At 67.3% G+C, this 25,182-nt stretch carries 22 protein-coding genes; 13 read left to right on the plus strand and 9 right to left on the minus strand.

What is annotated here, in order from left to right:
* Window positions 1–41: 41 nt before the first annotated feature.
* The 5 genes from PYV55_RS10030 to PYV55_RS10050 form a co-directional block, all read right to left on the minus strand.
* A complete protein-coding gene (locus PYV55_RS10030) occupies window positions 42–2,318 on the minus strand; it encodes a methyl-accepting chemotaxis protein (protein ID WP_275850632.1) in 2,277 nt (758 codons plus the stop codon).
* Between the two features lie 105 nt (window positions 2,319–2,423).
* A complete protein-coding gene (locus PYV55_RS10035) occupies window positions 2,424–2,951 on the minus strand; it encodes a chemotaxis protein CheW (RefSeq protein ID WP_275850635.1) in 528 nt (175 codons plus the stop codon).
* Between the two features lie 5 nt (window positions 2,952–2,956).
* Window positions 2,957–3,322: a response regulator gene (locus PYV55_RS10040; protein ID WP_275850637.1), complete on the minus strand. Its 366-nt coding sequence runs from the start codon at window positions 3,320–3,322 to the stop codon at window positions 2,957–2,959.
* On the minus strand, window positions 3,322–3,720 hold the full coding sequence (locus PYV55_RS10045) for a response regulator (protein ID WP_275850703.1): 399 nt from the start codon (window positions 3,718–3,720) through the stop codon (window positions 3,322–3,324). The genes PYV55_RS10040 and PYV55_RS10045 overlap by 1 nt, the downstream gene beginning before the upstream one ends.
* Before the next feature lie 70 nt (window positions 3,721–3,790).
* Window positions 3,791–3,943, minus strand: coding sequence for a rubredoxin (locus tag PYV55_RS10050; RefSeq protein WP_275850706.1), 153 nt, complete (start codon window positions 3,941–3,943; stop codon window positions 3,791–3,793).
* Between the two features lie 372 nt (window positions 3,944–4,315).
* On the opposite strand from PYV55_RS10050, the gene thiD reads away from it, so the two are divergent.
* The 3 genes from thiD to PYV55_RS10065 all read left to right on the plus strand — a co-directional run bounded on the left by thiD (window position 4,316) and on the right by PYV55_RS10065 (window position 8,673).
* Window positions 4,316–5,245, plus strand: a complete 930-nt coding sequence (gene thiD, locus PYV55_RS10055; protein ID WP_275850638.1) for a bifunctional hydroxymethylpyrimidine kinase/phosphomethylpyrimidine kinase — start codon at window positions 4,316–4,318, stop codon at window positions 5,243–5,245.
* The gene (hemL, locus tag PYV55_RS10060) at window positions 5,229–6,560 is read left to right on the plus strand and encodes a glutamate-1-semialdehyde 2,1-aminomutase (protein ID WP_275850640.1); all 1,332 of its coding nucleotides are present in this window, start codon (window positions 5,229–5,231) and stop codon (window positions 6,558–6,560) included. The genes thiD and hemL overlap by 17 nt, the downstream gene beginning before the upstream one ends.
* A gap of 355 nt (window positions 6,561–6,915) precedes the next feature.
* Window positions 6,916–8,673, plus strand: a complete 1,758-nt coding sequence (locus PYV55_RS10065) for an alkaline phosphatase D family protein (RefSeq protein ID WP_275850642.1) — start codon at window positions 6,916–6,918, stop codon at window positions 8,671–8,673.
* 213 nt (window positions 8,674–8,886) lie between these two features.
* Here PYV55_RS10065 and purH read toward each other — a convergent pair whose 3' ends face one another.
* From purH to dusB, 3 genes are all read right to left on the minus strand, one after another.
* Entirely contained in the window at window positions 8,887–10,491 is a 1,605-nt protein-coding gene (purH, locus tag PYV55_RS10070; RefSeq protein ID WP_275850709.1) for a bifunctional phosphoribosylaminoimidazolecarboxamide formyltransferase/IMP cyclohydrolase, read from the minus strand.
* A 69-nt stretch (window positions 10,492–10,560) separates the two neighbouring features.
* Window positions 10,561–10,797 carry a Fis family transcriptional regulator gene (locus tag PYV55_RS10075; RefSeq protein WP_275850644.1) on the minus strand — a complete coding sequence of 79 codons (237 nt, stop codon included), beginning with the start codon at window positions 10,795–10,797 and terminating at the stop codon, window positions 10,561–10,563.
* Entirely contained in the window at window positions 10,794–11,852 is a 1,059-nt protein-coding gene (gene dusB / locus PYV55_RS10080) for a tRNA dihydrouridine synthase DusB (protein ID WP_275850646.1), read from the minus strand. The genes PYV55_RS10075 and dusB overlap by 4 nt, the downstream gene beginning before the upstream one ends.
* 359 nt (window positions 11,853–12,211) lie before the next feature.
* Between dusB and PYV55_RS10085 the strand changes: the two genes are divergently transcribed.
* Both PYV55_RS10085 and PYV55_RS10090 read left to right on the plus strand, forming a co-directional pair.
* Entirely contained in the window at window positions 12,212–12,655 is a 444-nt protein-coding gene (locus PYV55_RS10085; protein ID WP_275850648.1) for a YqaA family protein, read from the plus strand.
* Window positions 12,656–12,776: 121 nt separating this feature from the next.
* Complete coding sequence (locus PYV55_RS10090; RefSeq protein WP_407066789.1) at window positions 12,777–12,959, plus strand: hypothetical protein; 183 nt, start codon at window positions 12,777–12,779, stop codon at window positions 12,957–12,959.
* Here PYV55_RS10090 and PYV55_RS10095 read toward each other — a convergent pair.
* On the minus strand, window positions 12,910–14,838 hold the full coding sequence (locus PYV55_RS10095; RefSeq protein WP_275850649.1) for a bifunctional aminoglycoside phosphotransferase/ATP-binding protein: 1,929 nt from the start codon (window positions 14,836–14,838) through the stop codon (window positions 12,910–12,912). The two genes, PYV55_RS10090 and PYV55_RS10095, sit on opposite strands and share 50 nt — an antisense overlap.
* Window positions 14,839–15,092: 254 nt before the next feature.
* On the opposite strand from PYV55_RS10095, the gene PYV55_RS10100 reads away from it, so the two are divergent.
* From PYV55_RS10100 to PYV55_RS10135, 8 genes are all read left to right on the plus strand, one after another.
* Complete coding sequence (locus PYV55_RS10100) at window positions 15,093–15,641, plus strand: phosphatidylglycerophosphatase A family protein (RefSeq protein ID WP_275850651.1); 549 nt, start codon at window positions 15,093–15,095, stop codon at window positions 15,639–15,641.
* The gene (locus PYV55_RS10105) at window positions 15,638–16,204 is read left to right on the plus strand and encodes a CinA family protein (RefSeq protein WP_275850654.1); all 567 of its coding nucleotides are present in this window, start codon (window positions 15,638–15,640) and stop codon (window positions 16,202–16,204) included. Before PYV55_RS10100 ends, PYV55_RS10105 begins: the two co-directional genes overlap by 4 nt.
* A 28-nt stretch (window positions 16,205–16,232) precedes the next feature.
* Window positions 16,233–16,637 (plus strand): DUF2946 domain-containing protein, encoded by a 405-nt coding sequence (locus tag PYV55_RS10110; RefSeq protein ID WP_275850656.1) that lies wholly within the window; start codon window positions 16,233–16,235, stop codon window positions 16,635–16,637.
* Window positions 16,638–16,744: 107 nt separating this feature from the next.
* Window positions 16,745–19,033 (plus strand): TonB-dependent receptor, encoded by a 2,289-nt coding sequence (locus PYV55_RS10115; RefSeq protein WP_275850658.1) that lies wholly within the window; start codon window positions 16,745–16,747, stop codon window positions 19,031–19,033.
* A 217-nt stretch (window positions 19,034–19,250) separates the two neighbouring features.
* Window positions 19,251–20,942 (plus strand): FMN-binding glutamate synthase family protein, encoded by a 1,692-nt coding sequence (locus PYV55_RS10120; RefSeq protein ID WP_275850660.1) that lies wholly within the window; start codon window positions 19,251–19,253, stop codon window positions 20,940–20,942.
* Between the two features lie 82 nt (window positions 20,943–21,024).
* A complete protein-coding gene (locus tag PYV55_RS10125; protein ID WP_275850663.1) occupies window positions 21,025–21,933 on the plus strand; it encodes a BUD32 family EKC/KEOPS complex subunit in 909 nt (302 codons plus the stop codon).
* Window positions 21,934–22,123: 190 nt separating this feature from the next.
* Window positions 22,124–23,029, plus strand: a complete 906-nt coding sequence (locus tag PYV55_RS10130; protein ID WP_275850712.1) for an aspartyl/asparaginyl beta-hydroxylase domain-containing protein — start codon at window positions 22,124–22,126, stop codon at window positions 23,027–23,029.
* Between the two features lie 53 nt (window positions 23,030–23,082).
* On the plus strand, window positions 23,083–25,131 hold the full coding sequence (locus tag PYV55_RS10135; RefSeq protein ID WP_275850665.1) for a gamma-glutamyltransferase family protein: 2,049 nt from the start codon (window positions 23,083–23,085) through the stop codon (window positions 25,129–25,131).
* Window positions 25,132–25,182: the final 51 nt, after the last annotated feature.

Raw genomic sequence — 25,182 nt, forward strand, 5'->3', positions numbered from 1 at the left:
GAGCCCTGCTGGTTGGTACGACAAAGACGGCATCAGGCGAATCAGGCGATCTTGAACCGCGCCACCGACTGGCGCAATTCTTCGGCAACCTGCGCGAGCTCGCGCACCTGCTGCGCAGTGGCGCGCGTGCCCTCGCCTGCTTGCTCGGTCACCGCAAAAATGTGCTGAATGTTGTCTGCCGCCTCGTTCGCGAGCACAGCCTCGTGGGAGGTCGAGGAGGATATCTGCTCGATCAGCTCGGCCAGGCGGCGCGTCACGCGGTCGATCTCGGCCAGCGCGGTACCCGCGCTGTCGGACAGGCGCGCGCCCTCCACCACGCCCTGCGTGGAGCGCTCCATGGCCGCCACGGCGTCCTGCGTATCGGTCTGGATGGCCTTCACCAGCGCCGCGATCTGGCGTGTGGCGTCCGCCGAACGCTCGGCCAAACGCTGCACCTCTTCGGCCACCACGGAAAAACCGCGCCCGGCCTCGCCCGCGGATGCCGCCTGGATGGCCGCATTGAGCGCGAGCACGTTCGTCTGCTCGGTAATGTCGGAGATCAGCTCGGTGATTTCCCCGATTTCCTGCGAGGACTCGCCCAGGCGCTTGATGCGCTTGGAGGTTTCCTGGATCTGGTCGCGGATGGCGTTCATGCCGCCAATGGTGTTTTGTACGGCCTGCAGACCGGATTCCGCCGCCTGCAGCGATTGGCGCGCCACGTCGGCCGATTCCTGCGCCTGCGTGGAGACTTCGTTGATACGCCCGGCCATGTCCAGAATCGAGCGGCCCGTTTCGCGAATTTCGCGCAGCTGCTCGGTCGAGGCGGCAAGCAGCTCCGTGGAAGTGCTGTCCACCTGCGCCGTGGTCTGCGCCACGCGCGTGGCCGTGTTCTGCACGTTGCCCACGAGCTGGCGCAGCTCTTCCACCGTGTAGTTCACCGAGTCGGCGATGGCGCCCGTGATGTCTTCGGTCACCGTGGCTTCCTGCGTCAGGTCACCTTCGGCAACGGACTGCAATTCGTTCATCAAGCGCAAGATGGCCGCCTGGTTGGCATCGTTGATGCGCTTGGCTTCCTGCTCCTGGTGCCTGGCTTCCTGCTGCATGCTTTCGGCCGCAGCTTCGCGCCGACGGCTCTCGAGCAGTTGCACACGCGCAAAGCCGACGCCGCACAGCAGCACGAACAGGGTCACCAATACCAAAAGAAACAGCTGCCCCACGCCAAGACCTGCCTGGGCCGAGAGCTTGGTCTGCAAGCCTTCCAGGCTACGACGCAGCGGCTCGCTATCAGAAACGATAGCATTTTGCGCTTGCCTGGCGGTCATCAAGCCCTGCAAATTACCCAAAATGGCGCCGGCCTGCGTGCGCGTTTCCTCATAGCGTTTGAGAAGGCTTTGAAGCTGCTCGCGCGTTTGCGCATCGCGTGCCGGGCCGACGCGCAGTTCGGCATTGCCATCGAGCAGGCCCTGCGCAATTTCCTTGAAGGCATTCAAGTCCTTGCCGAGCAGGAACACCGCTTCGGGACTGACCCCCTCCAGCGTCAGGAACTCGCTCGCAGACTTGCCGATGCGCTGGGTCAACATCACCAGCTGACCGGCTGCGGCCACCTCGGGCGCGGGCGCGCCTTGTTGCACCTTGAGCGAAGCGATGGTTTCGGCATTTTCGAGCAGCTCGGCCGATTGCCGGTTGATCGCGCGCAGGGCCTCGGCCACCTGGGGCAATGTTTTTTGCTGCCCCAGCACCACCTTGGCATTGCGCTCGGTACGTTCGGCCAGCGGGCTGATGGCATCGAGCTCGGGCTTGAAGGCGTCTCCCAGCGCCTTCACATCGTCCAGGGCGCTATCCCCATGGCTGAGCGCGCGCACATTGCGGGCCAAAATCCCCGCACTCTCCGCCACCTCGGCAAATGCCTGCGGGCTGCCCACCAATGCCTGCGTCACCGACTTGGCGAGACGCTGCGATTGCGTCAGGGCCTGGCCCGTCGCTTCGATCTGCTGCGCGGCACGGTCTGCACGCTGCAGCACCCAGCCGGCAATCAATACCAGCAACACCACACCGCCCGCCAATAACGCCAGCAGGCGCCTCTGGTGCTGGGCCGCAGTAGCCTGCCCAAGCAGTGGCAAAGAGATCAGCTCCTCCTGCCCCTCAATAGGTTCAGGCTCCTGCTCCTGCGGCCGCCCCCCCGGATCACCTTGCACGCTGTGCATGGGATCCGCCTGGTAGGAGTCGAGCACGGTCGCACCCTCCGGCGGCCGTTCACCTGCCCCCTCTTCTCCCTGGACGGGCGCGGCTGACGCCGGCTGGCGTTGGAACAACTTCCCCAATTGATCAACGATGGACATGGTCAACCTTACAAGAAATAGGACTATCGCACACGCGGGTACGCCAAGGTGGCGTATAGGAGCCTGGTCGGACCTGGCTTACGCAAGCCGTGAGGACAGGAAGAATCAAGCATTGATGCTCAAAAATGTAGGATCCTGGGACAGCAGCTGCAGATTCAGCTCCCCCCAGCGCACACCGTGCGCATCCAGATAAGTGGCCCCGAAATACGATGGCCCATCCTCCGCCGGCGGCTCCGAGGCAACGAAGTCTTGCGCGCTGCGCAGCCCGAGCAGTCTATCCACCAGCAGGGCCGCGTTCACTTCCAGCGCCGGGTTGAACGTCAGCAGGCTGATTTCGGACAAGGCCTGTTCATCGCGCCTGGGCGTGGCATGCAGCAGTGCAGCCAGATCGACGACCCCGACCAGACTCCCGCGCAGGTTGGCCACACCGAGAAACCAGCCAAGGGTATGCGGCACAGGCTGCACCGAAGTCCCGGGGAAGATTTCCCCGGCATGGCCAAGCGGCACCAGATAGGACTGCCCGGCAGACTCGACGGCCAGCCAGGAGGCCACCAGTGCGCCCTGCGCCCTGGCGGTCTGGAGTCGGCTGACGATGCGCGCCTGAAATTCTCGCAGCGCTTCACGCTTGCTCATGGAGCTCAGCCCAGGGCGTCGATCTTGGCCTGCAACTCCGCAGGATCGACCGGTTTGGTGATGTAGTCGCGTGCGCCCTGGCGCATGCCCCAGACACGGTCTGTTTCCTGGTTTTTGCTCGTGCACATGATGATGGGCACATCGGCATACAGAGGGTCACGCGAAATGGTGCGCGTGAGTTGAAACCCGTTTTGTCCCGGCATGACCACGTCCATGAGAATCAGGTCGGGCTTTTCCAGGGCCAGGCAGCGAAAAGCCTCTTCCCCGTTTTCGGCCGTACGCACCTGGAACCCTTTTTTGTGCAGCAGATCGCTCAAAAACATCAGTTCGGTCTTCGAATCGTCAACCACCAATACCTTTTTGATGGACATCAGGTCGCTCCTTGGGAGGAATGGGCAAACCGTTGCACGGCCTGCAGCAATTGGTCTTTGGTAAATGGCTTGGTCAGGTATTCCTGGCATCCCACCATGCGTCCGCGCGCCTTGTCGAACACACCGTCTTTCGAGGAAAGCATGACCACCGGCGTATCCGCAAACCGGATGTTGCGCCGAATGATAGCGACCGTCTGATAGCCATCGAGCCGCGGCATCAGGATGTCGCAAAAAATCATATCGGGATGGTAGTCGTTGACCTTGGACAAGGCGTCGAAACCGTCTTCTGCCAGCAAAACCTCGTGGCCGCCCTGCTTGAGAAAAATCTCGGCACTGCGGCGGATGGTGTTGCTGTCGTCCACCACGAGCACCTTGAAGGATGGGTCATTGGTAGTCAATTGCTGCCACTCCTGAAGGTTGAAGGAAAAATGCGCATGAACAAGCCGGTCCACCCTGTCCCTGTTTTGTTTATATCTGCACCATTTCGAAGTCTTCCTTGCGCGCCCCGCATTCGGGGCATGTCCAGTTCATCGGAACCTGCTCCCAAGGGGTGTTGGGGGGAATGCCGTGTTCGGGCGAGCCTTTGGCTTCGTCGTAAACCCAGCCGCACACCAAACACATCCAAGACCTGGGGGCGCTCACAGATTAATGCCTGCTTCGGTAAATGTAATGACGATCGGTGCGCGCATGCAGCAACCACGAAACGCTGCACTGGCAGCCGACATGGCAGTTGTCTTTCCAGAGGCCGGCGACCGCCTTTTGCCGCACTGGAGGCTCCTTGACGCGCTCCTACAATGAGAGGGCATTGTATCGGTGCGCTCGTATCCACCAGACCACTTTGCATGGAATCTGGCACGCGACGGGAACCAAAAAACAACAGGCGATGTGCACCCGGCCCCCTCCACCGCCGCGCCGCGCCTGCATTACAGTTGCACCCTTGCCACACAAAAAACGGTGTCCATGACCCCATCGCCTTCTCCCTTTGCACCTGACATGCCCGGTGACCCGCAAGCTGCAGGCTCAGAGCTTCCCGCCTGCATTCTGGTTTTCAATGCCAGCGACCCCTGCGGCGCCGGCGGCCTGGCGGCGGACATTACCGCCAGCGCAAGCGTAGGGGCACACCCCCTGCCGGTCACCACGGGCGTCTATGTGCGCGACACCGCCGAAATCTTCGACCACAGTGCGCTCGACGATGAGGCCGTGGGCGAGCAGGCGCGCGCCGTGCTCGAAGACCTGAGCGTGCAGGCCATCAAGGTAGGTTTCGTGGGCAGCCCCGAAAACATAGGCACGATTGCCGAAATCACCGCCGATTACGACGGCGTGCCGGTGATTGCCTACATGCCCGACCTGTCGTGGCTGCGCGAGAGTGCGATCGAGCCCTACCTCGACGCCTTCCGCGAACTGCTGCTGCCGCAGACCTCGGTGCTGGTGGGCAACCACGGCACGCTCTGGCGCTGGCTGCTGCCCGACTGGGACGGCGAGCGCAGCCCCACGGCGCGCGACCTCGCACGCGCGGCCGGCGAGCAGGGCGTGCCCTATACCTTGGTCACGGGCATTCCCCTGCCCGAGCAGTTCGTCGAAAACGTGCTGGCATCGCCCGAAAAAATCCTCGGCAGCGGCAAGTTCGAGCTGTTCGACGCCACCTTCACCGGCGCGGGCGACACGCTCTCGGCGGCACTCGCGGCATTGATAGCCAATGGCTTCGACCTCGGCGAGGCCACGAGCGAGGCGCTTTCCTACCTCGACCGCTGCCTGGCCTCAGGCTTTCGCCCCGGCATGGGCCATGTGCTGCCAGACCGCATGTTCTGGGCGCAGTCCGACGAGGACGACGAGGACGACGAAGGCGACAGCATCGACACGCTTATGGAAGAAGCCACGAGTTTCGAGGGCTTCGTCATCCCACCCCATGACACCAAACACTGATTCCACCCCTGGCGCTGGCGCCGACCGCAACGCCAGCCTGTTCGCCCGCGCCCAGCGCGTGATCCCCGGCGGCGTCAATTCGCCGGTGCGCGCGTTTCGCGCCGTGGGCGGCACACCGCGCTTCGTCGAGCGCGCACAAGGGCCCTACTTTTGGGACGCCAACGGCCAGCGCTACATCGACTACATAGGCTCCTGGGGCCCGATGATCCTGGGCCATGGCCACCCTGCGGTGCTCGAGGCCGTGCAAAAGGCCGCGCGCGACGGCTTCAGCTTCGGCGCGCCAACCGAGCGCGAGATCGAGCTCGCCGAAGCCATCCTCGCGCACCTGCCCTCTATGGAAATGCTGCGCCTGGTCAGCTCCGGCACCGAGGCGGGCATGAGCGCGCTGCGCCTGGCGCGCGGCGCCACCGGGCGCAGCAAGATCCTCAAGTTCGAAGGCTGCTACCACGGCCACGCCGACGCGCTGCTGGTCAAGGCGGGCTCGGGCCTGGCCACCTTCGGCAACCCCACGAGCGCCGGCGTGCCGCCCGAGGTGGTGCAGCACACGCTGGTGCTGCCCTACAACGACGTGGCGCAGCTCGAGCAGGCGTTTGCCGAACATGGCGCAGAGCTGGCCTGCGTGATTTTGGAGCCCATCGCGGGCAACATGAACTTCGTGCGCGCGAGCATCCCCTTCATGCGCCGCTGCCGCGAGCTGTGCACGCAGTACGGCGCGCTGCTCATCCTCGACGAGGTGATGACCGGCTTTCGCGTCGCGCTCGGCGGCGCGCAAAGCCTGTATGCACAGGCCATCCCCGGCTTCGCGCCCGACCTCACGGTGCTGGGCAAGGTCATAGGCGGCGGCATGCCGCTCGCGGCCTTTGGCGGCAAGCGCGCGGTCATGGAGCAGCTCGCGCCGCTGGGCCCCGTGTACCAGGCCGGCACGCTCAGCGGCAACCCCGTGGCCACGGCCTGCGGCCTCGCCACGCTGCGCGAAATCGCCAAGCCTGGTTTTTACGCCGCGCTCGCGCAGCGCACCCGCAGCCTGGTCGAGGGTCTAGCGGCCGCCGCCGCCCGCCACGGCGTGCCCTTTGCCGCCGACTGCGAAGGCGGCATGTTCGGCTTTTTCCTGCTGCCCGAATTGCCGCAAAACTATCAGCAAGTCATGCACAGCGACGGCGCACGCTTCAACCGGCTGTTCCACGGCCTGCTCGATCGTGGCGTGTATATCGCTCCGGCGCTATATGAGGCCGGCTTCGTGAGCGCGGCGCACAGCGAGGATGACATCGCACAGACCCTCGCGGCGGCCGAGGCGGTGTTCGCATCACTTCGCTAGTGTAGTGTTTGATGCTTGATGCAACAAATAAAACCGATGGATTTTTGGTCTGGGCAAGGCGCAAACCGCAGCGATACCGAGTGGTATCGCGAGGATTTGCAACGCGGCCCGGGCCGAAAAGACGCGGTTTTATGTCGCAGATAGCGTCGAACACTACACTAGTGATAGCTGATGGCGCTTGATGGATGCGGGCAAAGTGCCAAAAACGCCCCTACATTTCGTCGGCTTCGGCGCTTTTCTCGCAAAACGCGGAACGGACTGCATGGGGCTTTTGCGGCCGCCCCGACACGATTCACGCCCGCGTCACAACCCGTGACCAGACTCGCGGCTTTGTTCTTTCAATCACTGCCGCACCATGAATCTGCCAGCCGACACCTCCGTCCCTGCAACCTCCGCTGCCAGTGCGGACCAGCGCCCCGCCGACCCCGGACGCCGCAGCTTTGTGCGCCAAGTGGCCTGGGGCGGGGTCGCGCTCGGCACCTTGCCACTGACCGCCTGCGGTGGCGGCGATGGCGCACCGCCCGTGCAGTTTCTGCACGGCGTGGCCAGCGGTGACCCGCTGAGCGACCGCGTGATCCTGTGGACGCGCGTCACGCCGCCCGCGGGCGACACGCGCGACATTCCGGTGCAGTGGGAAGTGGCCAGCGATGCCGCCTTCACCACGCTCGTGGCGCAAGGCCAGGCCACGGCCGCTGCGGGTCGGGACTTCACCGTCAAGGTCGATGCCGCCGGGCTCAAGGCCGCCACCGGCTACTACTACCGTTTCCGCGCCTACGATGCCACATCGCCCACGGGACGCACACGCACCCTGCCCACGGGCAGCGTCGCGCAGGTCAAACTCGCGGTGTTTTCCTGTTCCAACTACCCCGCGGGCTACTTCAACGTCTATGCCGACGCCGCGCGCCGCAGCGACGTGGACGTCGCCGTGCACCTGGGCGACTACCTCTATGAATACGGCCGCGACGGCTATGCCTCGGCGCAGGCTGCGCAGCTCGGGCGGCTGGTGCAGCCTGCAGGCGAAATCCTCACCCTGGCCGACTACCGCCAGCGCTACGCGCAGTACCGCAGCGACCCGGACTTGCAGGCGCTGCACGCCGCTTTGCCCATGATCGCCATCTGGGACGACCACGAGGTCGCCAACGACAGCTGGACCGGCGGCGCCGAAAACCACCAGAGCGCGACCGAAGGCGACTACGCCACACGCAAGGCCGTGGCCCAGCAGGCCTACCACGAGTGGCTGCCCACGCGCAACGCCCAGCCCGCGCTGATTTACCGCAGCTTCGCGTTCGGCGACCTGCTGGCGCTGCACATGCTCGACACGCGCCACATTGGGCGCGACAAACAGCTCGACTACACCCAGTTCATGACGCCCCAGGGCCTCGACGCCGCGGCCTTTACCGCGGCACTCAGCAATCCGACGCGCCAATTGCTCGGCACGCAGCAAACGCAATGGCTGCAGCAGCAGCTGGGCGCTTCGGCCGCAACCTGGCAGGTGCTGGGCCAGCAGGTGCTCATGGGCCGCATGAACGTGCCCGCGCCCATCCTCATGGACGTGCTGGCGCCGGGCAGCGGGGTCAGCGTGTCCACCTATGCGGCGCTGGTCGCCAAGGCCCAGCAAACCCCTGCCGCGCTCACGCCACAGGAGCAGGCCATCCTGGCGCAGCCAGCGATTCCGTACAACCTCGACGCCTGGGACGGCTACGCCGCAGCGCGCGAAACCGTGCTGGGCATGGCCCGCGCACTGCAAAAAAACCTGGTGGTGCTGGCCGGCGACACGCACAACGCCTGGGCCAACGAGCTGCAAGACCTGCAAGGCAACCCCGTGGGCGTGGAGTTCGCCACCTCTTCCGTGAGCGCGCCGGGCTTCGAGGAAATCTTGCCCAAGGAGAACCCCGCGATGCTCGCCGGCGCCTTCCAGCAGCTCATCCCCACGCTGAAATACGCCGACACCTCACGCCGCGGCTACCTGCTGCTCACCGCCACCCCCAGCGAATGCCGCGGCGATTGGGTGTTCGTTGACACCATCACGAGCCACAACTACCACGCCAGCACGGACAAGTCGCTCAAGGTGCTGCCCGGCGCGGCGGGGCGCGGCCGGCTGGTCCCTGTCTGAGCCCTGGCGGCGGACGCGGCCGGGCCGCGCACCGGCACGGCGGCCGAGGCAGTGCGCGCACCGCTTCGCTAATGATAGCTGCCAGGGCTTGATGGACACCGGCAAAGCGCCAAAAACGCTCTGAATCCATCGGCGCCACGATGCGCCATCCTGCGCCATCCTGCGCGATCCTGCGCCCTCTTGCGCCGTCCTGCACCGGCACAGCGCAGCGTCTCAATGCCGGAAATGCCGCACGCCCGTGAACACCATCGCGACACCTCGCTCGTTCGCGGCATCTATCACTTCCTGGTCGCGCATGGAGCCGCCGGGCTGGATCACGCAGCTCGCGCCCGCATCGACGACCACGTCGAGCCCGTCGCGGAACGGGAAGAACGCATCGCTCGCGACCGCCGTGCCCTGCAAACTCAGGCTCGCGGCCTGGGCCTTGATGCTGGCGATGCGCGCCGAGTCGAGCCGGCTCATCTGCCCCGCGCCCACGCCCATGGTCATGCCATCCTTGCAAAAGACGATGGCGTTGCTCTTGACGTACTTGGCCACGTTCCAGGCGAACAGCAGGTCTTGCAGCTGCGCGGGCGTGGGCTGCTTTTGCGTGACGACCTTGAGGTCGGCGAGCTGCAGCTCGTGGCTGTCGGCGGTCTGCAGCAGGATGCCCGAGCCCACGCGCTTGGAGTCGATGGCGTTGCGGCCCTGCTCCCACGGGGTGCTGCCGCCCGGCGGCAGGGCGATCTGCATCAGGCGCACGTTGACCTTGGGGCGGAAGATTTCGAGCGCCTCGGGCGTGAAGTCGGGCGCCATCAGCACCTCGACGAACTGCTTGACCACGGCCTCGGCCGCGGCCTTGTCCACCGTGCGGTTGAAGGCGATGATGCCGCCGAAGGCGCTCGTCGGGTCGGTCTGGAAGGCTTTGGCGTAGGCCTCGTGCGCATCCTGGCCCACGGCCACGCCGCAGGGGTTGGCGTGCTTGACGATCACGCACGCGGGCTGCGCGAAGCTCTTGACGCATTCCCAGGCGGCGTCGGCGTCGGCGATGTTGTTGTAGCTCAGCTCCTTGCCCTGCAGCTGCCTGCCCGTGACGATGGCGCCGGGCGCGGGGTACAGGTCGCGGTACCAGGCGGCCTGCTGGTGCGCGTTTTCGCCGTAGCGCAGGTCCTGGATTTTGACGAACTGGCTGTTCGCCTGGTCGGGGAACAGCTTGCGTGCGGGCACGTAGGTTTCGCACAGCTTTTCGGGCTCGAACTGCACGCTCGAAAGGTAGTCGCTGATCGCGCCGTCGTACTGGCTGATGCGGTTGAACGCCGCCACCGCAAGGGCAAAGCGCAGCTGGTCCGAGAGCCTGCCCTGCGCCTGCAGCTCGGCGAGCACGCCCGCGTACTGGTCGGCCGCGGTGACCACGCCCACGTCCTGCCAGTTCTTGGCGGCGCTGCGCACCATGGCGGGGCCGCCGATGTCGATGTTTTCGATCGCGTCAGCCAGCGTGCAGCCGGCCTTGGCCACCGTGGCTTCAAACGGGTAGAGGTTGACCACGAGCAGGTCTATGGTGTCTATGCCGTGTTCCTTCAAAGCGGCCATGTGCGCCGGCAGGTCGCGGCGCGCGAGCAGGCCGCCGTGCACTTTGGGGTGCAGGGTCTTGACGCGGCCGTCGAGCATTTCGGGGAATTGCGTGACTTCGGCCACCTCGGTCACGGGCAGGCCTTGCTCGGCGAGCAGCTTGGCGGTACCGCCGGTGGACAGCAGGCGCACGCCCAGCGCGTGCAGCGCGCGGGCGAATTCGACGATGCCGGTTTTGTCGGAAACGGAGATCAGGGCGTTCATGGGCAGGTGCAGTTTGAGATTGAAATCGGCCTATAGCGCAGGCGCATCAAGCGCAAGCAGCTCTTAATACGATAGTCATTGGAGCAACTGGTGCTCCATGAGTTTTTTGCGCAGCGTGTTGCGGTTGAGCCCCAGCCACTCGGCGGCGCGCGACTGGTTGTGGCCGGTGTGCTCCATGACCACTTCGAGCAGCGGTTTTTCGACCACGCGCATCAGCATGTCGTACATGCCGTGGGGCGTCTCGCCGTCCAGGTCGCGCAAGTAGTTTTGCAGGTTTTCCCGCACGCAATCGGCAATCGATGGTTTGCTCATGCCGCCAGTCCCTCGGGTATGGATGTGTCTGTGTGATCTTGTCCGGCGTCGCCCCAGACCGCCGGCAGCCGGTCCATGCGCGCGGCCAATGCGTCCAGATAGTCTGCCACGGCCTGCCACTGCGTGGCGCAGTCCTGCGCGCTGTGGATGACCTGGCGCAAAGCTGCGCCGCCGGGCAGGGTGCGCGTGTACCAGACGATGTGCTTGCGCGCGCTGCGCACGCCGGTGTGCTCGCCGTAGAGCTGGTAATGGTCTTGCAGGTGCGCGAGCAGCAGCGTGCGCAGCTCGGCCACGAGCGGCGGCGCGAGCGGCTCGCCCGTGGTCAGGTAGTGGCCGATCTCGCGAAAAATCCAGGGCCGGCCCTGCGCCGCGCGGCCTATCATGAGCGCGTCGGCGCCGGTGTGGGCGAGCACGGCGCGCGCTTTGGCGGGCGAGTCTATGTCGCCGTTGGCGACCACGGGGACGCGCACGGCGGCCTTCACCGCGGCGATGGTGTCGTATTCGGCCGCGCCGCTGTAGCCCTGCTCGCGCGTGCGGCCGTGCACGGTGAGCATCTGCACGCCGGCGCTTTCGGCTGCGCGCGCGAGCGCCACGGCGTTGCGCTGCGCGGCCGACCAGCCGGTGCGCATCTTGAGCGTCACGGGCACGCTATGCGGCGCGCAGGCAGCGACCACGGCCTCGATGATCGCGAGCGCAAGCGGCTCGTCGCGCATGAGCGCGCTGCCGGCCCACTTGTTGCACACCTTCTTGGCCGGGCAGCCCATGTTGATGTCGATGATCTGCGCGCCGCGCTCGATGTTGTAGCGCGCCGCGTCGGCCATCATGGCCGCGTCGGTGCCCGCGATCTGCACCGCGATCGGCCCCGGTTCGCCCGTATGGTCGGCGCGCCGCGAGGTCTTGAGGCTGTCCCACAGATCGCGCCGCGAAGTCACCATCTCGCTGACCGCGTAGCCCGCGCCGAAGTGGCGGCACAGCTGGCGAAAAGGTCTATCCGTCACCCCCGCCATGGGGGCGACGAACAAGCGGTTGGGCAGGTGGTAGGGGCCGATGTGCATGGCAGCGCGCAATGGCAGTCGCAGTGACGCAGCAAAAAAAGAGGCGCGATTGTAGCTGCTCAAATTTTAGGCATTTTGCGGCAGCTGCCGTGCCTCGCGAATCCGCTGCGCCATGCTCGTTTTCCCGTAGACACGCCCGGCATCCGCGCACGGTGCGCCAGTGCAGCCTTCGCACCTGCCCCTACACTAGTGTAGTGTTCGACGCTATCTGCGACATAAAGCCGCGTCTTTTCGGCCCGGGCCGCGTTGCAAATCCTCGCGATACCACCCGGTATCGCTGCGGTTTGCGCCTTGCCCAGACCAAAAATCCATCGGTTTTATTTGTCGCATCAAGCATCAAACACTACACTCGCGCCACCATGCAAGCCTGGCTGCAACACCTGCTCGAACTGCTCGCGCTGCCGCAATACGGCCTGGGCACGGTTTTCGTCGTCTCGTTCGTGTCCGCGACCTTGCTGCCCATGGGCTCGGAGCCTGCGGTGTTCGGGCTCATCAAGCTCAACCCTGCGCTGTTCTGGCCCACCATCCTCGTGGCCACGGCGGGCAACACGCTGGGCGGCGCGCTGAACTGGTGGTTGGGCCTGGGCACGCACAAAGCGGTGGACAAGGTGCGCGGCAGTGCGACCGAGCTGCGCGCGCTCGCATGGCTGCGGCGCTTTGGCCCGCGCGCCTGTGTGCTAGAGCCTATCTCGGTAGGGAACATGCCCCGCGTTGCGGTCAGGGGCGGATGGATGCAAGGCGCAGCGCGCCGTTCATGCTGCATGCCTGAACAAGCGCTGCAACGCCGCAGACGCCGCCCCTGACCGCAACCCGAAGGGCCATGGCCTTGCGCGCCCCTGGCGGTGTTACAGGTGGCTCGTGGAGCGCCGCTCCACGTCGCCCCCTGCGCCTAGCCAGGCATCGCGCAAGGCCATGGCGCGGGGTATGTTCCCTACCGAGATAGGCTCTCGGCTACCCATCGTCGGCGACCCGCTGTGCGCCGTGGCCGGCTGGATGCGGCTGCCGTTCTGGCCCTGCGTGGCGTACATGGCCGTGGGCAAGCTGCTGCGCTACCTGGTCATGACCGCGGTGCTGCTGTACCTGCTGCCGCAGCCGTTTCACTGGTAGCAGCGCCCGGCCCGGCCTCCAAGAGCTGCGCCAACACGGCATCCCAATCGATCGGTTGCGTCGTGTCCAGGTGCAGCGTATGCGCCTCTTCCTGCGCCGACAGCGGCTGCGCCGAGGCCAGCTGCCGCTCCAGCACCGCGAGCGTGGCTTCGGACGCATCGCCGCCCGCCTGCTGGCGCTGGGTGATGCGCGCGCGCAGCACCTCGGGCGGCGCCTCGAAGGCCAGGATGCACCAGGGCACGCGCAGCTGCGCCGCGAGCGCGATGAAGCGCGCACGCTGGGCGCCGGCGAGCAGCGTGGCATCGACGAGCACCGGGTAGCCCGCCTGCAGCACCGCGCGCGCGAGTTCGGCCAGGCGCGCATAGGTGCGCTCGGTGGCCTCGGGCGTGTAGATGCCGCCGGGCACGGCCGCGCTCGCGTCCTCGGGCGCAAGGCCGAACAGGCGCTTGCGCTCCACGTCGGCGCGCACGCGCACCACGCCGCGCGCAAGCAGCGCCTGCGACTGCGTGGTCTTGCCCGCGCCGGAAAAGCCATGCGCAAGTGCCAGCCCACTGGGCCCTGGCGCGCTCAAGCGGGCCGCAAGCTGCACGTAGCGCTGCACTTCGCTCGCCGTTTCCAGTGCTGCGGCCTGTGCTTCGGCCTGTATTTCAGCCCCTGCCTGGACCTGCGCCAACGACTGTGCTTCGCCCGCACGCGCGCCCGCCTCGGCGTGCAGTTGCGCGAGCCGCACCCCCGCGACGCGCGCGCGCACCAAGGCGCGATAGACGCAGTAGTAGCGCAGCAGCGCGAGCCCCGCGTAGTCGCCCGTGCGCTCGAGCCAGGCGTTGAGAAAGCGCCCGCCCAGGTCGGCGCGGCCATGCGCGTGCAAGTCCATGACCAGAAAGGCCACGTCCGCCATCACGTCGATCCAGCGCAGCGCGGGGTTGAACTCGATGGCATCGAACAGCACCGGCACACCTTCGAGCAGCACCAGATTGCCCAGATGCAGGTCGCCATGGCATTCGCGCACCCAGCCTTGCTGCAGGCGCGCCGCGAACACCGGCGCGAGCGCCTCGCCCTGCGCCGCGCACCACTGCGCAAGCGCCTGCACCGTGGGCGCGAGCGCAGGCAGCGCCGCCGCAGTCACGCTCTGCACGGCCTGCACGCACTCGGTGACGGGCGCGCGCACCGCGGCCGCGCTGCCCCAGCCTGCATCCGGCGCCGCCACCGCCGCGGCCGCGTGGAACTGCGCCACGTGCCGCGCCAGCGCGTCGATATGCGCCGGCAGCAGGCGCCCTTGTGCGAGCATCGCCGCGAGCAGCTCGTCCTGCGCAAACCGCCGCATGTGCACGGCGTGCGCCAGCGCCTGCAGGCCGAGCACATCGGCCTCGGCCGCGGGCAGCACGCGCAAGCCGCCCAGCAGCCTGTCGGACTTTGGAATCGTCGGCTGCGAATGCGCCGCAGCGGCCCATTTTTTACCGTCTTCTTGCCCCATAGTCCCGCTATGGGGCGGCGAATCCGGCAAAAACTGGCCTCGCCGGGGCGCATTCTCGCTTTCGACGCCCAAAGTCCGACAGGCTCCTAGCCCCTGCACTTCGGATTGGGCATCGCCCTCGACCACCGCCACCACGTCCAGATAAAGCTGCGGCGCCGTGCGCCGGTTGATGCGCAGCTCTTCCTCGCAGGCCGCGCGCCGCAGCGCCGCGGTGCTGAAGTCGAGGAATTCGAGCTTCAGCGGCTTTTTGAACTTGTACACATGCTCGCCCACGAGCAGCAGCCACGAGATATGCGTCTGCAGGCGCTCCACGCTAGCAGCCTGGCCAAAGGCCTGCGGCTGGCGCTGCAGGCGCTCGAGCAAGGCCTGGGCTTGCTGGAAGGCATCGAGGGGATCGCTGAGCATGGCATGGTCTCGGCCGTGAAGGTCGGCGGATTTTTGCATGGGATCGCGCTGCGCCCGCTGCACGCACGCCGGGCGTGAAGCATCTGCCTTGCCCGCGGCAGCCGCAACGGGGCCGCGCCACCGAACCAGCGCCGAACCAGCGCCAAAGCGGGCTCGTTAGAATTTGCAACCCTTTGGGTTCGGTGCCTGCGGTCAACCAATGGTTTGCTCGCCCCGGCCTCCAAAGCAGACCCACCAAGCCCCCACGTGGCGACATGCCTACCCTTTCCGCGAGCAATCCATCGAGCACCCCGCCCCCGCGCCGCCCGTCTCGGCCCGGTGTGGGCTTTTTGCTGCTGCATCCGGCGCATTTCCTTGCGCTGGGCGCAGGCGCGGGGCTGAGCCGCGTTGCGCCGGGCACGGTGGGCACGTTCTGGGCCTGGCTCAGCTACCTGGTGCTGCAGCAGTGGCTGGGCACCATGCAGATCGGCCTGCTGATCGCCGCGAGCGCCGTGCTCGGCTGGTGGGCCTGCACACTGACTGCGCGGCACCTGGACGTGGCCGATCCGCCCGCCGTGGTCTGGGACGAGATCGTGGCGTTCTGGCTCGTGCTGTGGCTGGCCATGCCGATGGGCGGCTGGGGGCAGTTCTGGGCCTTCGTGCTGTTTCGCTTTTTCGACGCCGCCAAGCCCGGCCCCGTGGGCTGGGCCGACCGCGTGTGCAAGGGATTGGGCTGGCGCGGCGGCTTCGGCATTTTGTGGGACGACTTCGTCGCGGCGTTTTGCACGCTGTTCGTGATCGCGCTCTGGAGGTTCTTCGCATGAGCGCCTCGGAACTCACAAAACAAGAGCTGCCAGCGCTTGATTTATCTGCGCTAGAGCCTGTTTTGACCATTATTTCTGCGCAGCTGCTGCGGCGCGGCTGGATGCTCGCCACGGCCGAAAGCTGCACGGGCGGGCTGATCGCCGCGGCCTGCACCGAGCTCGCGGGTTCGAGTCAATGGTTCGAGCGCGGCTTCGTGAGCTATTCGAACGCCGCCAAGACCGAGCTGCTGGGCGTGGACGCGGCGCTGATCGCGCGCCACGGCGCCGTGAGCGAGCCCGTGGTGCGCGCCATGGCCCGCGGCGCGCTCATGCACGCACACGCGCAGCTGAGCCTCGCCGTCACCGGCGTCGCGGGCCCGAGCGGCGGCAGCGCCGACAAGCCCGTGGGCACGGTGTGGTTCGGCTGGTGCTTGCCCGGCGCCACGACCGGGCAGCCGCCGCTGCTGCACAGCGAGGTACGGCACTTCGCCGCGGACGGCCTGACCACACGCGCACAGATACGCGCCGCCACGGCGCAGCACGCGCTCGGCTGGCTGGCCGGGCGACTCGCGGCCTTGGACTGAACACAAACCGCAGATCGGCACCCCCACCATGACGGCATTGCGCAACACTCGGCTCAAGCGCTTCGGCGCCTGGCTGGCCTTGTGCGCGCTGCTGTGGAACCTGGGCGCGCCGCTGCTGTCGGCCTGGGCGCAATCCCGGGCCGCGGCCGACGCGCTGCCCTGGGACGAGCAGGTGTGCAGCGCCATGGGCACCATGCATGCGGGTGCGCCCGAACCGGCCGCACCGCACGCGCCCGGCGCGCTGCTGTCGCCGCCACATTGCCCGCTGTGCGTGCTGCACGGCCACACGCCCGTGCTGCCTCCGGCGGCCGCGCCCCTCGTTATCGCCGCCGCGCAGGCACAGGCCCCGCCGCGGGGCCCTGCCGCGCAAGCGCCCCGCGCGCACGAGCCGCGGCGCGCGCACCGCACACGCGCACCTCCCGTTTTCTCCTGACCCCCCCGAGCCACCGCAGGCATGCGCCACGCGCGCATGGCCCTGCCCGTTTGCTTGCCGGCACTGTGTTTGCGCCGGAAAAAATCATTCGTATTCAGGAGATTTCGATGAAAACCCGTCCCCCCAAAGCCGAGCGTCTGGCGCTCGGCCTGATCGCCGCGGCGGTCTGCCAGGTCGTCGCCGCGCAGGAGGCGCAAAACGCGCCAGAAAGCACAGCGCCGCGCCTGCCGCAGGTCACCGTGACGGCGCCCAAGGCGACCAGCGCCGTCGCCACACCCGCAGCGCCCGAAGACCTGCCTGCGCTGCGCGCGTCCACCAGCGACACCGCGAGCCTGCTGCGCGACGTGCCGGGCGTGAGCCTGTACGGCGCCGGCGGCGTCTCCAGCCTGCCCGTGATCCACGGCCTGGCCGACGACCGGCTGCGCATCAAGCTCGAAGGCATGGACCTGATGGCCGCCTGCCCCAACCACATGAACCCGCCGCTGTCGTACATAGACCCAAGCAACGTGGGCAGCGTGCAGGTCTATGCCGGCATCGCGCCCGTGAGCGTGGGTGGCGACGCGATCGGCGGCGCCATCGTGGTCGAGCCACTGCCGCCGGTGTTCGCTGCGCCCGGCACGGGCCGCCTCACCACGGGCCAGGTCGGCACCTACTACCGCAGCAACGGCGACGCCGTGGGCGCCAACCTGCGTGCCAGCTACGCCACCGAGACCTTCAACCTCACCTACGCGGGCTCGATCGCGCAGTCCGACAACTACAAGGCCGGCGGCAACTTCAAGAACTACGACGCCACGGGCCGCCCCGGCCATACACTGGCGCGCGACGAGGTCGGCTCCACGGCCTACGAGACGCGCAACCACGAGCTCGGCGTGGCCTGGCGCGGCAGCGGCCAGCTCGTCGAGGCCAAGCTCGGCTTTCAGGACATGCCCTACCAGCTGTACCCGACCCAGCGCATGGACATGCTCGACAACACCCAGCACCGCATCAACCTGCGCTACCTGGGCCAGTTCGACTGGGGCGCGCTCGAGGCACGCGCCTACCATGAGAAGGTCGACCATTACATGGACTTTGGCGACGACAAGCGCTACTGGTACGGCAGCGCCTCCAACGGCGCCGTGCCCTTCACGGGCTACCCCTGCTCCCCCATCGGCTCGACCTGCGCGGCGGGCATGCCCATGTACACGCAAAGCAAAAACACCGGTGCGTCGCTCAAGGCCAGCATAGACATGGGCCCGCGCGACCTGCTGCGCGTAGGCGGCGAGCTGCAAAACTACCGCCTCGACGACTGGTGGCCCCCATCGGGCGGCGGCATGTGGCCCAACACCTTCTGGAACATCAACGACGGCAAGCGCGACCGCATCGGCCTGTTCGGCGAATGGGAGCGCCAGATCGACGCGCAGTGGATGGCCCTGGTCGGCGCACGCTACGAGCACGTGAAAACGGACGCTGGCAATGTGCAGGGCTACAACATGATGTACAGCACCACTGCCTTCAACACGAGCGACCGCAGCCGCAGCGACGACAACTGGAACCTCGCCGCCATCGCGCGCTACACGCCCGACACCACGCGCAGCGTAGAGTTCGGCTACGCCTTCAAGACGCGCTCGCCCAACCTCTACGAGCGCTATTCCTGGTCGAGCATGGGCATGGCTGCGGCGATGAACAACTTCGTCGGCGACGGCAACGGCTATTTCGGCAACCCGAACCTGCAGCATGAAATGGCGCACACCTTCTCGGCCACGTTCGACCTGCACGCCGCCGACCGCGAGTGGGAGTTCAAGGCCACGCCCTACTACTCGCGCGTGAACAACTTCATCGACGCGGTGCAGTGGAGCGCCATGGGCAACGCCCCCACAACGATGCCCCTGCGCAACCAGTTCGTCGTTTTGCGCTACGCCAACCAGAGCGCGCGCCTGTATGGCCTGGACCTCTCGGGCAAGATGCCGCTGGCCAAGACCGACTTCGGCCGCTTCGGGCTGCTCGGCCTGCTCAACTACACCAACGGCAAGAACCGCGACACGGGCGACCATCTCTACAACATCATGCCGCTCAACGCCAAGCTGACGCTCACACACCAGTACGACAACTGGAGCAGCGGCCTCGAGCTGCAGATGGTCAAACGCAAGTCGCAGGTGTCGGACGTGCGCAACGAGCTGCAAACGCCGGGCTATGCGCTCTTCCACCTGCGCTCGAGCTACCGCTGGAAAAACGTGCGCGTGGATTTCGGCATCGAAAACCTGTTCGACAAGCTCTACTACCAGCCGCTCGGCGGCGCCTACCTGGGCCAGGGCACGACCATGTCCATGAACCGGGAAAAAGCCGGCTCCACGCTCTGGGGCACCGGCGTGCCCGGCATGGGGCGCTCGGTCTACGCGGGCCTGACCGTGGACTTCTGACGCGCGAGCGCGCCATCACCTCCCAAGGCCGCCCCGTGCGGCCTTTTTTGATGAAATCGGGCTTTAGTCCCCGTTCAGAAAGCATGAGAAGCTATCATTATGAAAGCATCCACGGTCTTTCACTGCGCTCCATCCAAGGGCATCTGCGCTGGCGGGAGCATCGGTCTTCAGGGGCTTTTATGATGGCCGGGAGCCCGCCACTCTTTCAGCCAGCCCCATGCCAAAACGCCTGCCCACGCTGTTCCCGATCCGCTACACCGCACTGCTGCTGTGCGCGCTCGGCCTGCTGTGGGCCGGCGTGCTGGCCGCGCAGCGCCTGCAGGCCGGGCTCGCGCTGGGCTGGCCCACGGGCATGGCGCTCGCGCTGTGTGCGCTGCTGGTGCTGATTGGCCTTTATGACCTGATCCAGCCGCACCACGCCATCCTGCGCAACTACCCCGTGATCGGGCATTTGCGCTACCTGCTCGAAGACATCCGCCCCGAAATCCGCCAGTATTTCATCGAAGGCGACCGTGAGGCCGAGCCGTTTTCGCGCGCGCAGCGCTCGCTGGTGTATCAGCGCGCCAAGGGCGAGCCCGACAACCGCCCGTTTGGCACCCTGCTCGACGTGAGCGACAGCGGCTACGAGTGGATCAACCACTCGCTCGCGCCCACGCGCATCGCTTCGCAAGACTTCCGCGTCTGGGTCGGCGGCACGCCGCAGCAGCCCTCGCCCTCGGTCAGCCCCTGCACGCAGCCGTATGCGATGAGCGTGTTCAACATCTCGGCGATGAGCTTTGGCGCGCTGTCAGCCAACGCGATTCTGGCGCTCAACCAGGGCGCAAAGATCGGCGGCTTTGCGCACGACACGGGCGAAGGCTCGATCTCGCGCCACCACCGCGTGCACGGCGGCGACCTGGTGTGGGAGATCGCCTCGGGCTACTTCGGCTGCCGCAACGCCGACGGCAGCTTCAACCCCGAGCGCTTTGCCGAGCAGGCGCACGCGCCGCAGGTCAAGATGATCGAGCTCAAGCTCAGCCAGGGCGCCAAACCCGGCCAGGGCGGCATGCTGCTGGGCCCCAAGGTCACGCCCGAGATCGCCGAGGCGCGCGGCGTGCCCGCCTGGCAGGACTGCATCTCGCCGCCCAGCCACAGCGCGTTTGCCACGCCCGTGGAGCTGCTGCAGTTCATCGCACAGTTGCGCACGCTCTCGGGCGGCAAGCCCACGGGCTTCAAGCTGTGCATAGGCCACCCGTGGGAGTGGTTCGCCATCGCCAAGGCCATGCTCGAGACGGGCATCACGCCCGACTTCATCACCGTCGATGGCGCCGAGGGCGGCACGGGCGCGGCGCCGGTCGAGTTCAGCGACCACGTGGGCGCGCCGCTGCAAGAGGGCCTGCAACTGGTGCACAACACCCTCGTGGGCCTGAACCTGCGCGAGCGCGTGCGCATAGGCTGCGCGGGCAAAGTGGTGTCGGCGTTCGACCTTGCGCGCATGATCGCTTTGGGCGCCGACTGGTGCAATTCGGCGCGCGGCTTCATGATGGCGCTGGGCTGCGTGCAGGCGCAAAGCTGCCACACCGGCCGCTGCCCCACGGGCGTGGCCACGCAGGACGCGCGGCGCCAGCGCGCGCTGGTCGTGCCCGACAAGGCCCAGCGCGTGGCGCAGCTGCACCGCAGCACGCTGCACGCCTTCAAGGAGCTGCTGCAGGCCGCGGGCCTGTCGCACCCCAGCGAAATCACCGCCGAACACATCGTGCGCCGCACCAGCGCCACCGAGGTGCGCCCGCTGGCGCGCCTGCTCACGCCGCTGCTGCCCGGCGCACTGCTCGACACCGCGCCCGGTGCGCTCGACGCGCTGCCCAACCCCTACCGCCTGTATTGGCCCATGGCTGCCGCGCACAGCTTTCAGCCGACGCCGCAGCGGTAGCTTTGGTGTCACCGCTGCTTCGCGCGGGCAAGCGCATGCGCTACGCTCGGCTCTTTTGCATGCTTTTTGCCGCATGACGCCCTTGTCTGCTACCACTGCCGCTACGGTTTTTGCTGCCCCCGCCCACCCACCCGAGACCTATGCCGCCTTCTTGCGCGCGCAGCTGCCGCGGCAGACGGGCAACGTCGTGCCGCATGAACTCGACGGCGAGCGCGTGTGGCTGAAAAAAGCCGGCGCGCCGCACAGCATGTGGCGCTACCGCGTGCTCGGCCTGGCGGCGCGCACGCTGCGCCTGGCGGCGCTGCAACCCGTGCCGAACCTGGGCGGCCAGCAGGCCATCGCCACCGAAGTGCGCCGCCTGCGCGCGCTGCACGCGCTGGGCCTGCGCGTGCCGCAGGTGCTGGCCGCCGAGCCCGAGGGCTTTCTGATGCAAAACCTCGCCACGCGCGGCACGCTGATCGACGAGATGGACGCCGCGCTAGCAGCCTGTCGGACTTTGGGCGTCGATAGCGAACATGCGCCGCCGCCGACGATTCCAAAGTCCGACAGGCTGCTAGGTGATGCGCAGACCATCCTCACGATCTGGCAGCAGGGCCTGCAGGCGCTCGCCAAGGTGCACGCCGCGGGCGCCTGCCTGAGCCAGGCCTTTGCACGCAACATGGTGCGCTGCAGCGACGGCGTGGTCGGTTTCCTCGACTTCGAGGAAGACCCGAGCGCCGTGCTGCCGCTGCCCCTGTGCCAGGCGCGCGACGCGCTGCACTATGCGCACTCCTGCGCCATTTACCTGGTCGAAAGCGGCGCCCTCGCCGCCGGCCATGCGCTGTGGGCCGACTGGCTCGCGCACAGCAGCCCCGCGATGCAAGCCGCGCTGGCAACCGACCTGCCGCGCCTGCACTGGCTGCGCCTGCTGCCCCAAAGCCGCAGCCTGGGGCGCGACCTGCAGCGCGTGCGCGCCGCCTACGACTTGCTGACCTGCGACGCCTCTGCCTGAATCACCCGGCCCGGTGGTGTGCATCCCGCCGCTTGTCCTGAATCAAACACCATGTCTGCGCGCATGAACAGGTCATGCACTTGCCGGCACAATGCGCGTTTGCGGAGTGCAACCGCCGGGCATGCGCGGCAGTGACGTCAATGAATGGAGTGGGTCAATGGAGTGGGATATGGACCTGAATGGAGCAAGCATCGTCAAGTGGGCCATCGTGGGGCTTTTGCTGGCCTGCGTGCTGTACGTGCATTTTCGCGGGCGCACGCGGCTGCCGTTCATGCGCCAGCTGTTCGACCATTCCTCGTTCGTCGCACCGATGAACGTCTTTCTCTACGCCTTTTCGGCCGTGCCCACGCGCGACGCCTACCTGCCCACGAGCCAGTTTCCGGGCCTGCAGACCATTGCCGACCACTGGGAAATGATCCGCGACGAGGCGCTCGCGCTGCGCGAACAGGGGCGCATCCGCGGCACCGACAAGAACGACGACGCAGGCTTCAACTCGTTTTTCAAAAACGGCTGGAAGCGCTTTTACCTCAAGTGGTATGAAATCAGCCCGCCCTCGGCCGCGGCCCTGTGCCCCAAGACCGTGGCGCTGCTGCGCGACATTCCCGGCGTCAAGGCCGCGATGTTTGCCGAGCTGCCGCCGGGCGGCAAGCTCAACATCCACCGCGACCCGTTCGGCGGCTCGCTGCGCTACCACCTGGGCCTGGCCACGCCCAACGACGAGCGCTGCTTCATCGAGGTCAACGGCGAGCCGCACGCCTGGCACGACGGCGAGGGCTTCGTGTTCGACGAAACCTTTTTGCACTGGGCCATCAACGGCACCGAGCGCAACCGCCTGATCCTGTTTTGCGACCTCGAGCGCCCCATGAAGTACCGCTGGGCCCAGGCCGTGAACCGCTGGCTGGGCCGCACGCTGCTGAGCGCCGCGGCCTCGCCCAACGACACCGGCGACAAAACCGGCGTCATCAACAAGATCTTCCGCATCTTCTGGTACGCGGGGCAATACCGGCGCCGGCTCAAGAGCTTCAGCAAGCCGTTGTATTACCTCATCAAGTACGGGCTGATCATCGCCCTGGTGGCGTTCATCATCTACCTCTGAGCGCAGCCGCCGTACACCGCGCGCCGCACGCACCATCCACCACGCGCCGCGCCATGTCTGTCACCACACTCGTCCTCCTGCGCAAGCCTGCCTTCTGGCTCGCCCTGGCGTGCCTTGCGACAGGTACAGCGCAGGCGCGCGATCTCACCAAACCAGGCACCCCCGCACCCTGCAGCGCGTACAGCGCTACCGACGAGGCTGCAAATACCGGCACACGCACTGGCCAGCCCCGCGCCTTGCCCAACGCAGCGCCCGGCGTGCCCGAGCCCGCCTCGGGCTACCGCGCCAAGCCGCTCGTGCGCGCGCGCCGCTTCATGGTCGTGGCGGCGCATCCGCTCGCGGCGCAGGCCGGCTGCGCGGTCTTGCAGCGCGGCGGCTCGGCCGTGGATGCGGCCGTGGCCGCGCAAATGGTGCTGGGCCTGGTCGAGCCGCAGTCCTCGGGCCTGGGCGGCGGGGCTTTTTTGCTGCACTACGACGCGCGGCGCAAAACCGTCACCTCCTACGACGGGCGCGAAACCGCACCCGCCGCAGCCACCGAGGACTACCTGCGCTATGCAAACGAGAGCGATCAAAGCCCGCCCGCGCCCGTCAACGGCGCGCCCGAGGGGCCATCCTCATTCAACGCGCTGCGCCAGAGCGGGCGCTCGGTGGGCACGCCCGGCGTGCTGCGCATGCTCGAACTCGCCCACCAAGACCACGGGCGCCTGCCCTGGCCGCAGCTGCTGCAGCCTGCAATTCACCTCGCCGCGCACGGCTTTGCCATCGGCGGGCGCCTGGCCGACGCGATTGCCGGCGCCCAGGTGCTGCTGCACACCGACCCCGAAGCGGCCGCGTATTTTCTGCAGCCCGATGGCAGCCCCAAACCGCGCGGCAGCCTGCTGCGCAACCCGGCCTACGCGGCCACGCTGCAGACGCTCGCGCACGATGGCGTGGACGCTTTCTACAGCGGCTCCATCGCAGCGGGCATCGCGCAAAAAATCCACCTCACGCGCGGCGGCCAGCCGGCCGTGCCGATCACGCCGGGCCTGACCAGTGTCGATGACCTGGCGCACTACCGTGCGCTGCGCCGCACGCCCGTCTGCACGAGCTACCGCGCCTACTGGGTCTGCGGCATGGGCGCGCCCTCGTCGGGCGGCATCACCGTGGCCGCGACGCTGGGCATGTTGGAAAACTTCGACCTGCCAAGCCTGCCCCCCACCGCGCTCGACGCGCTCGGCGGCCAACCGCAGGCGCAGGCCGTGCACTGGGTCACCGAGGCCGAGCGCCTGGCCTACGCCGACCGCAACCGCTACATCGCCGACCCCGACTTCGTGCCGCTGCCTGGCGGCTCGGCGGCGGCGCTGCTCGATAAAAACTACCTGCGCGAGCGCGCCGGCCTGATCGCCGCCGAGCGCAGCATGGGCACGGCGCAGCCCGGCGAGTTTGCCCAGGAGCCAAAAATGGGCTCGAGCAGCGCCGAAGGCAAAGGCACGACGCAGATCACCGTGGTCGATGCGCGCGGCAACGTGGTCAGCATGACGAGCAGCATTGAAAGCAGCATGGGCTCGTTTCGCATGACGCACGGTTTTTTGCTGAACAACGAACTCACCGACTTTTCCGTGCTGCCGCGCGACGCGCACGGCCCGATCGCCAACCGCGTGCAAGGCGGCAAGCGCCCGCGCAGCTCCATGGCGCCCACGCTCGTGTTCCACCAAAAGCCCGACGGCTCCATGGGCGACTTCATGCTCGCCACGGGCTCGCCCGGCGGCGCGGCCATCATCCAGTACGTGAGCAAAACGCTGGTGGGCGCGCTCGACTGGGGCCTTTCGGCGCAGCAGGCCACGGCCCTGATCGACTTCGGTGCCGCCAACAGCCCCGTGACCTACGTCGGCGGCGAGCACCCGAACGTCCACACCACTGCCCCTGCGGGCGGCCTGCCCGGCGATGCCGATGCGCTCGTGCGCGGCCTGCGCGCGCGCGGCCACCAGATCGACCTCAGGGCACAAAGCAGCGGCATCGCAACCATCATGCGCACGCGCTACCGTGGCCGCCCCGTGCTCGAAGGCAGCGCCGACCCGCGGCGCGAGGGGGCGGCGCTGGGGGATGGGTTTCCGGCCCCGTGATGGAGCCTCCGGGGACGGGAAAAGACCAGCAAATCAAGCCTGGCGCGCGCA

This window comes from Extensimonas soli, from assembly GCF_029211265.1.
GTDB classification, from domain to species: Bacteria; Pseudomonadota; Gammaproteobacteria; order Burkholderiales; family Burkholderiaceae_C; genus Extensimonas; species Extensimonas soli.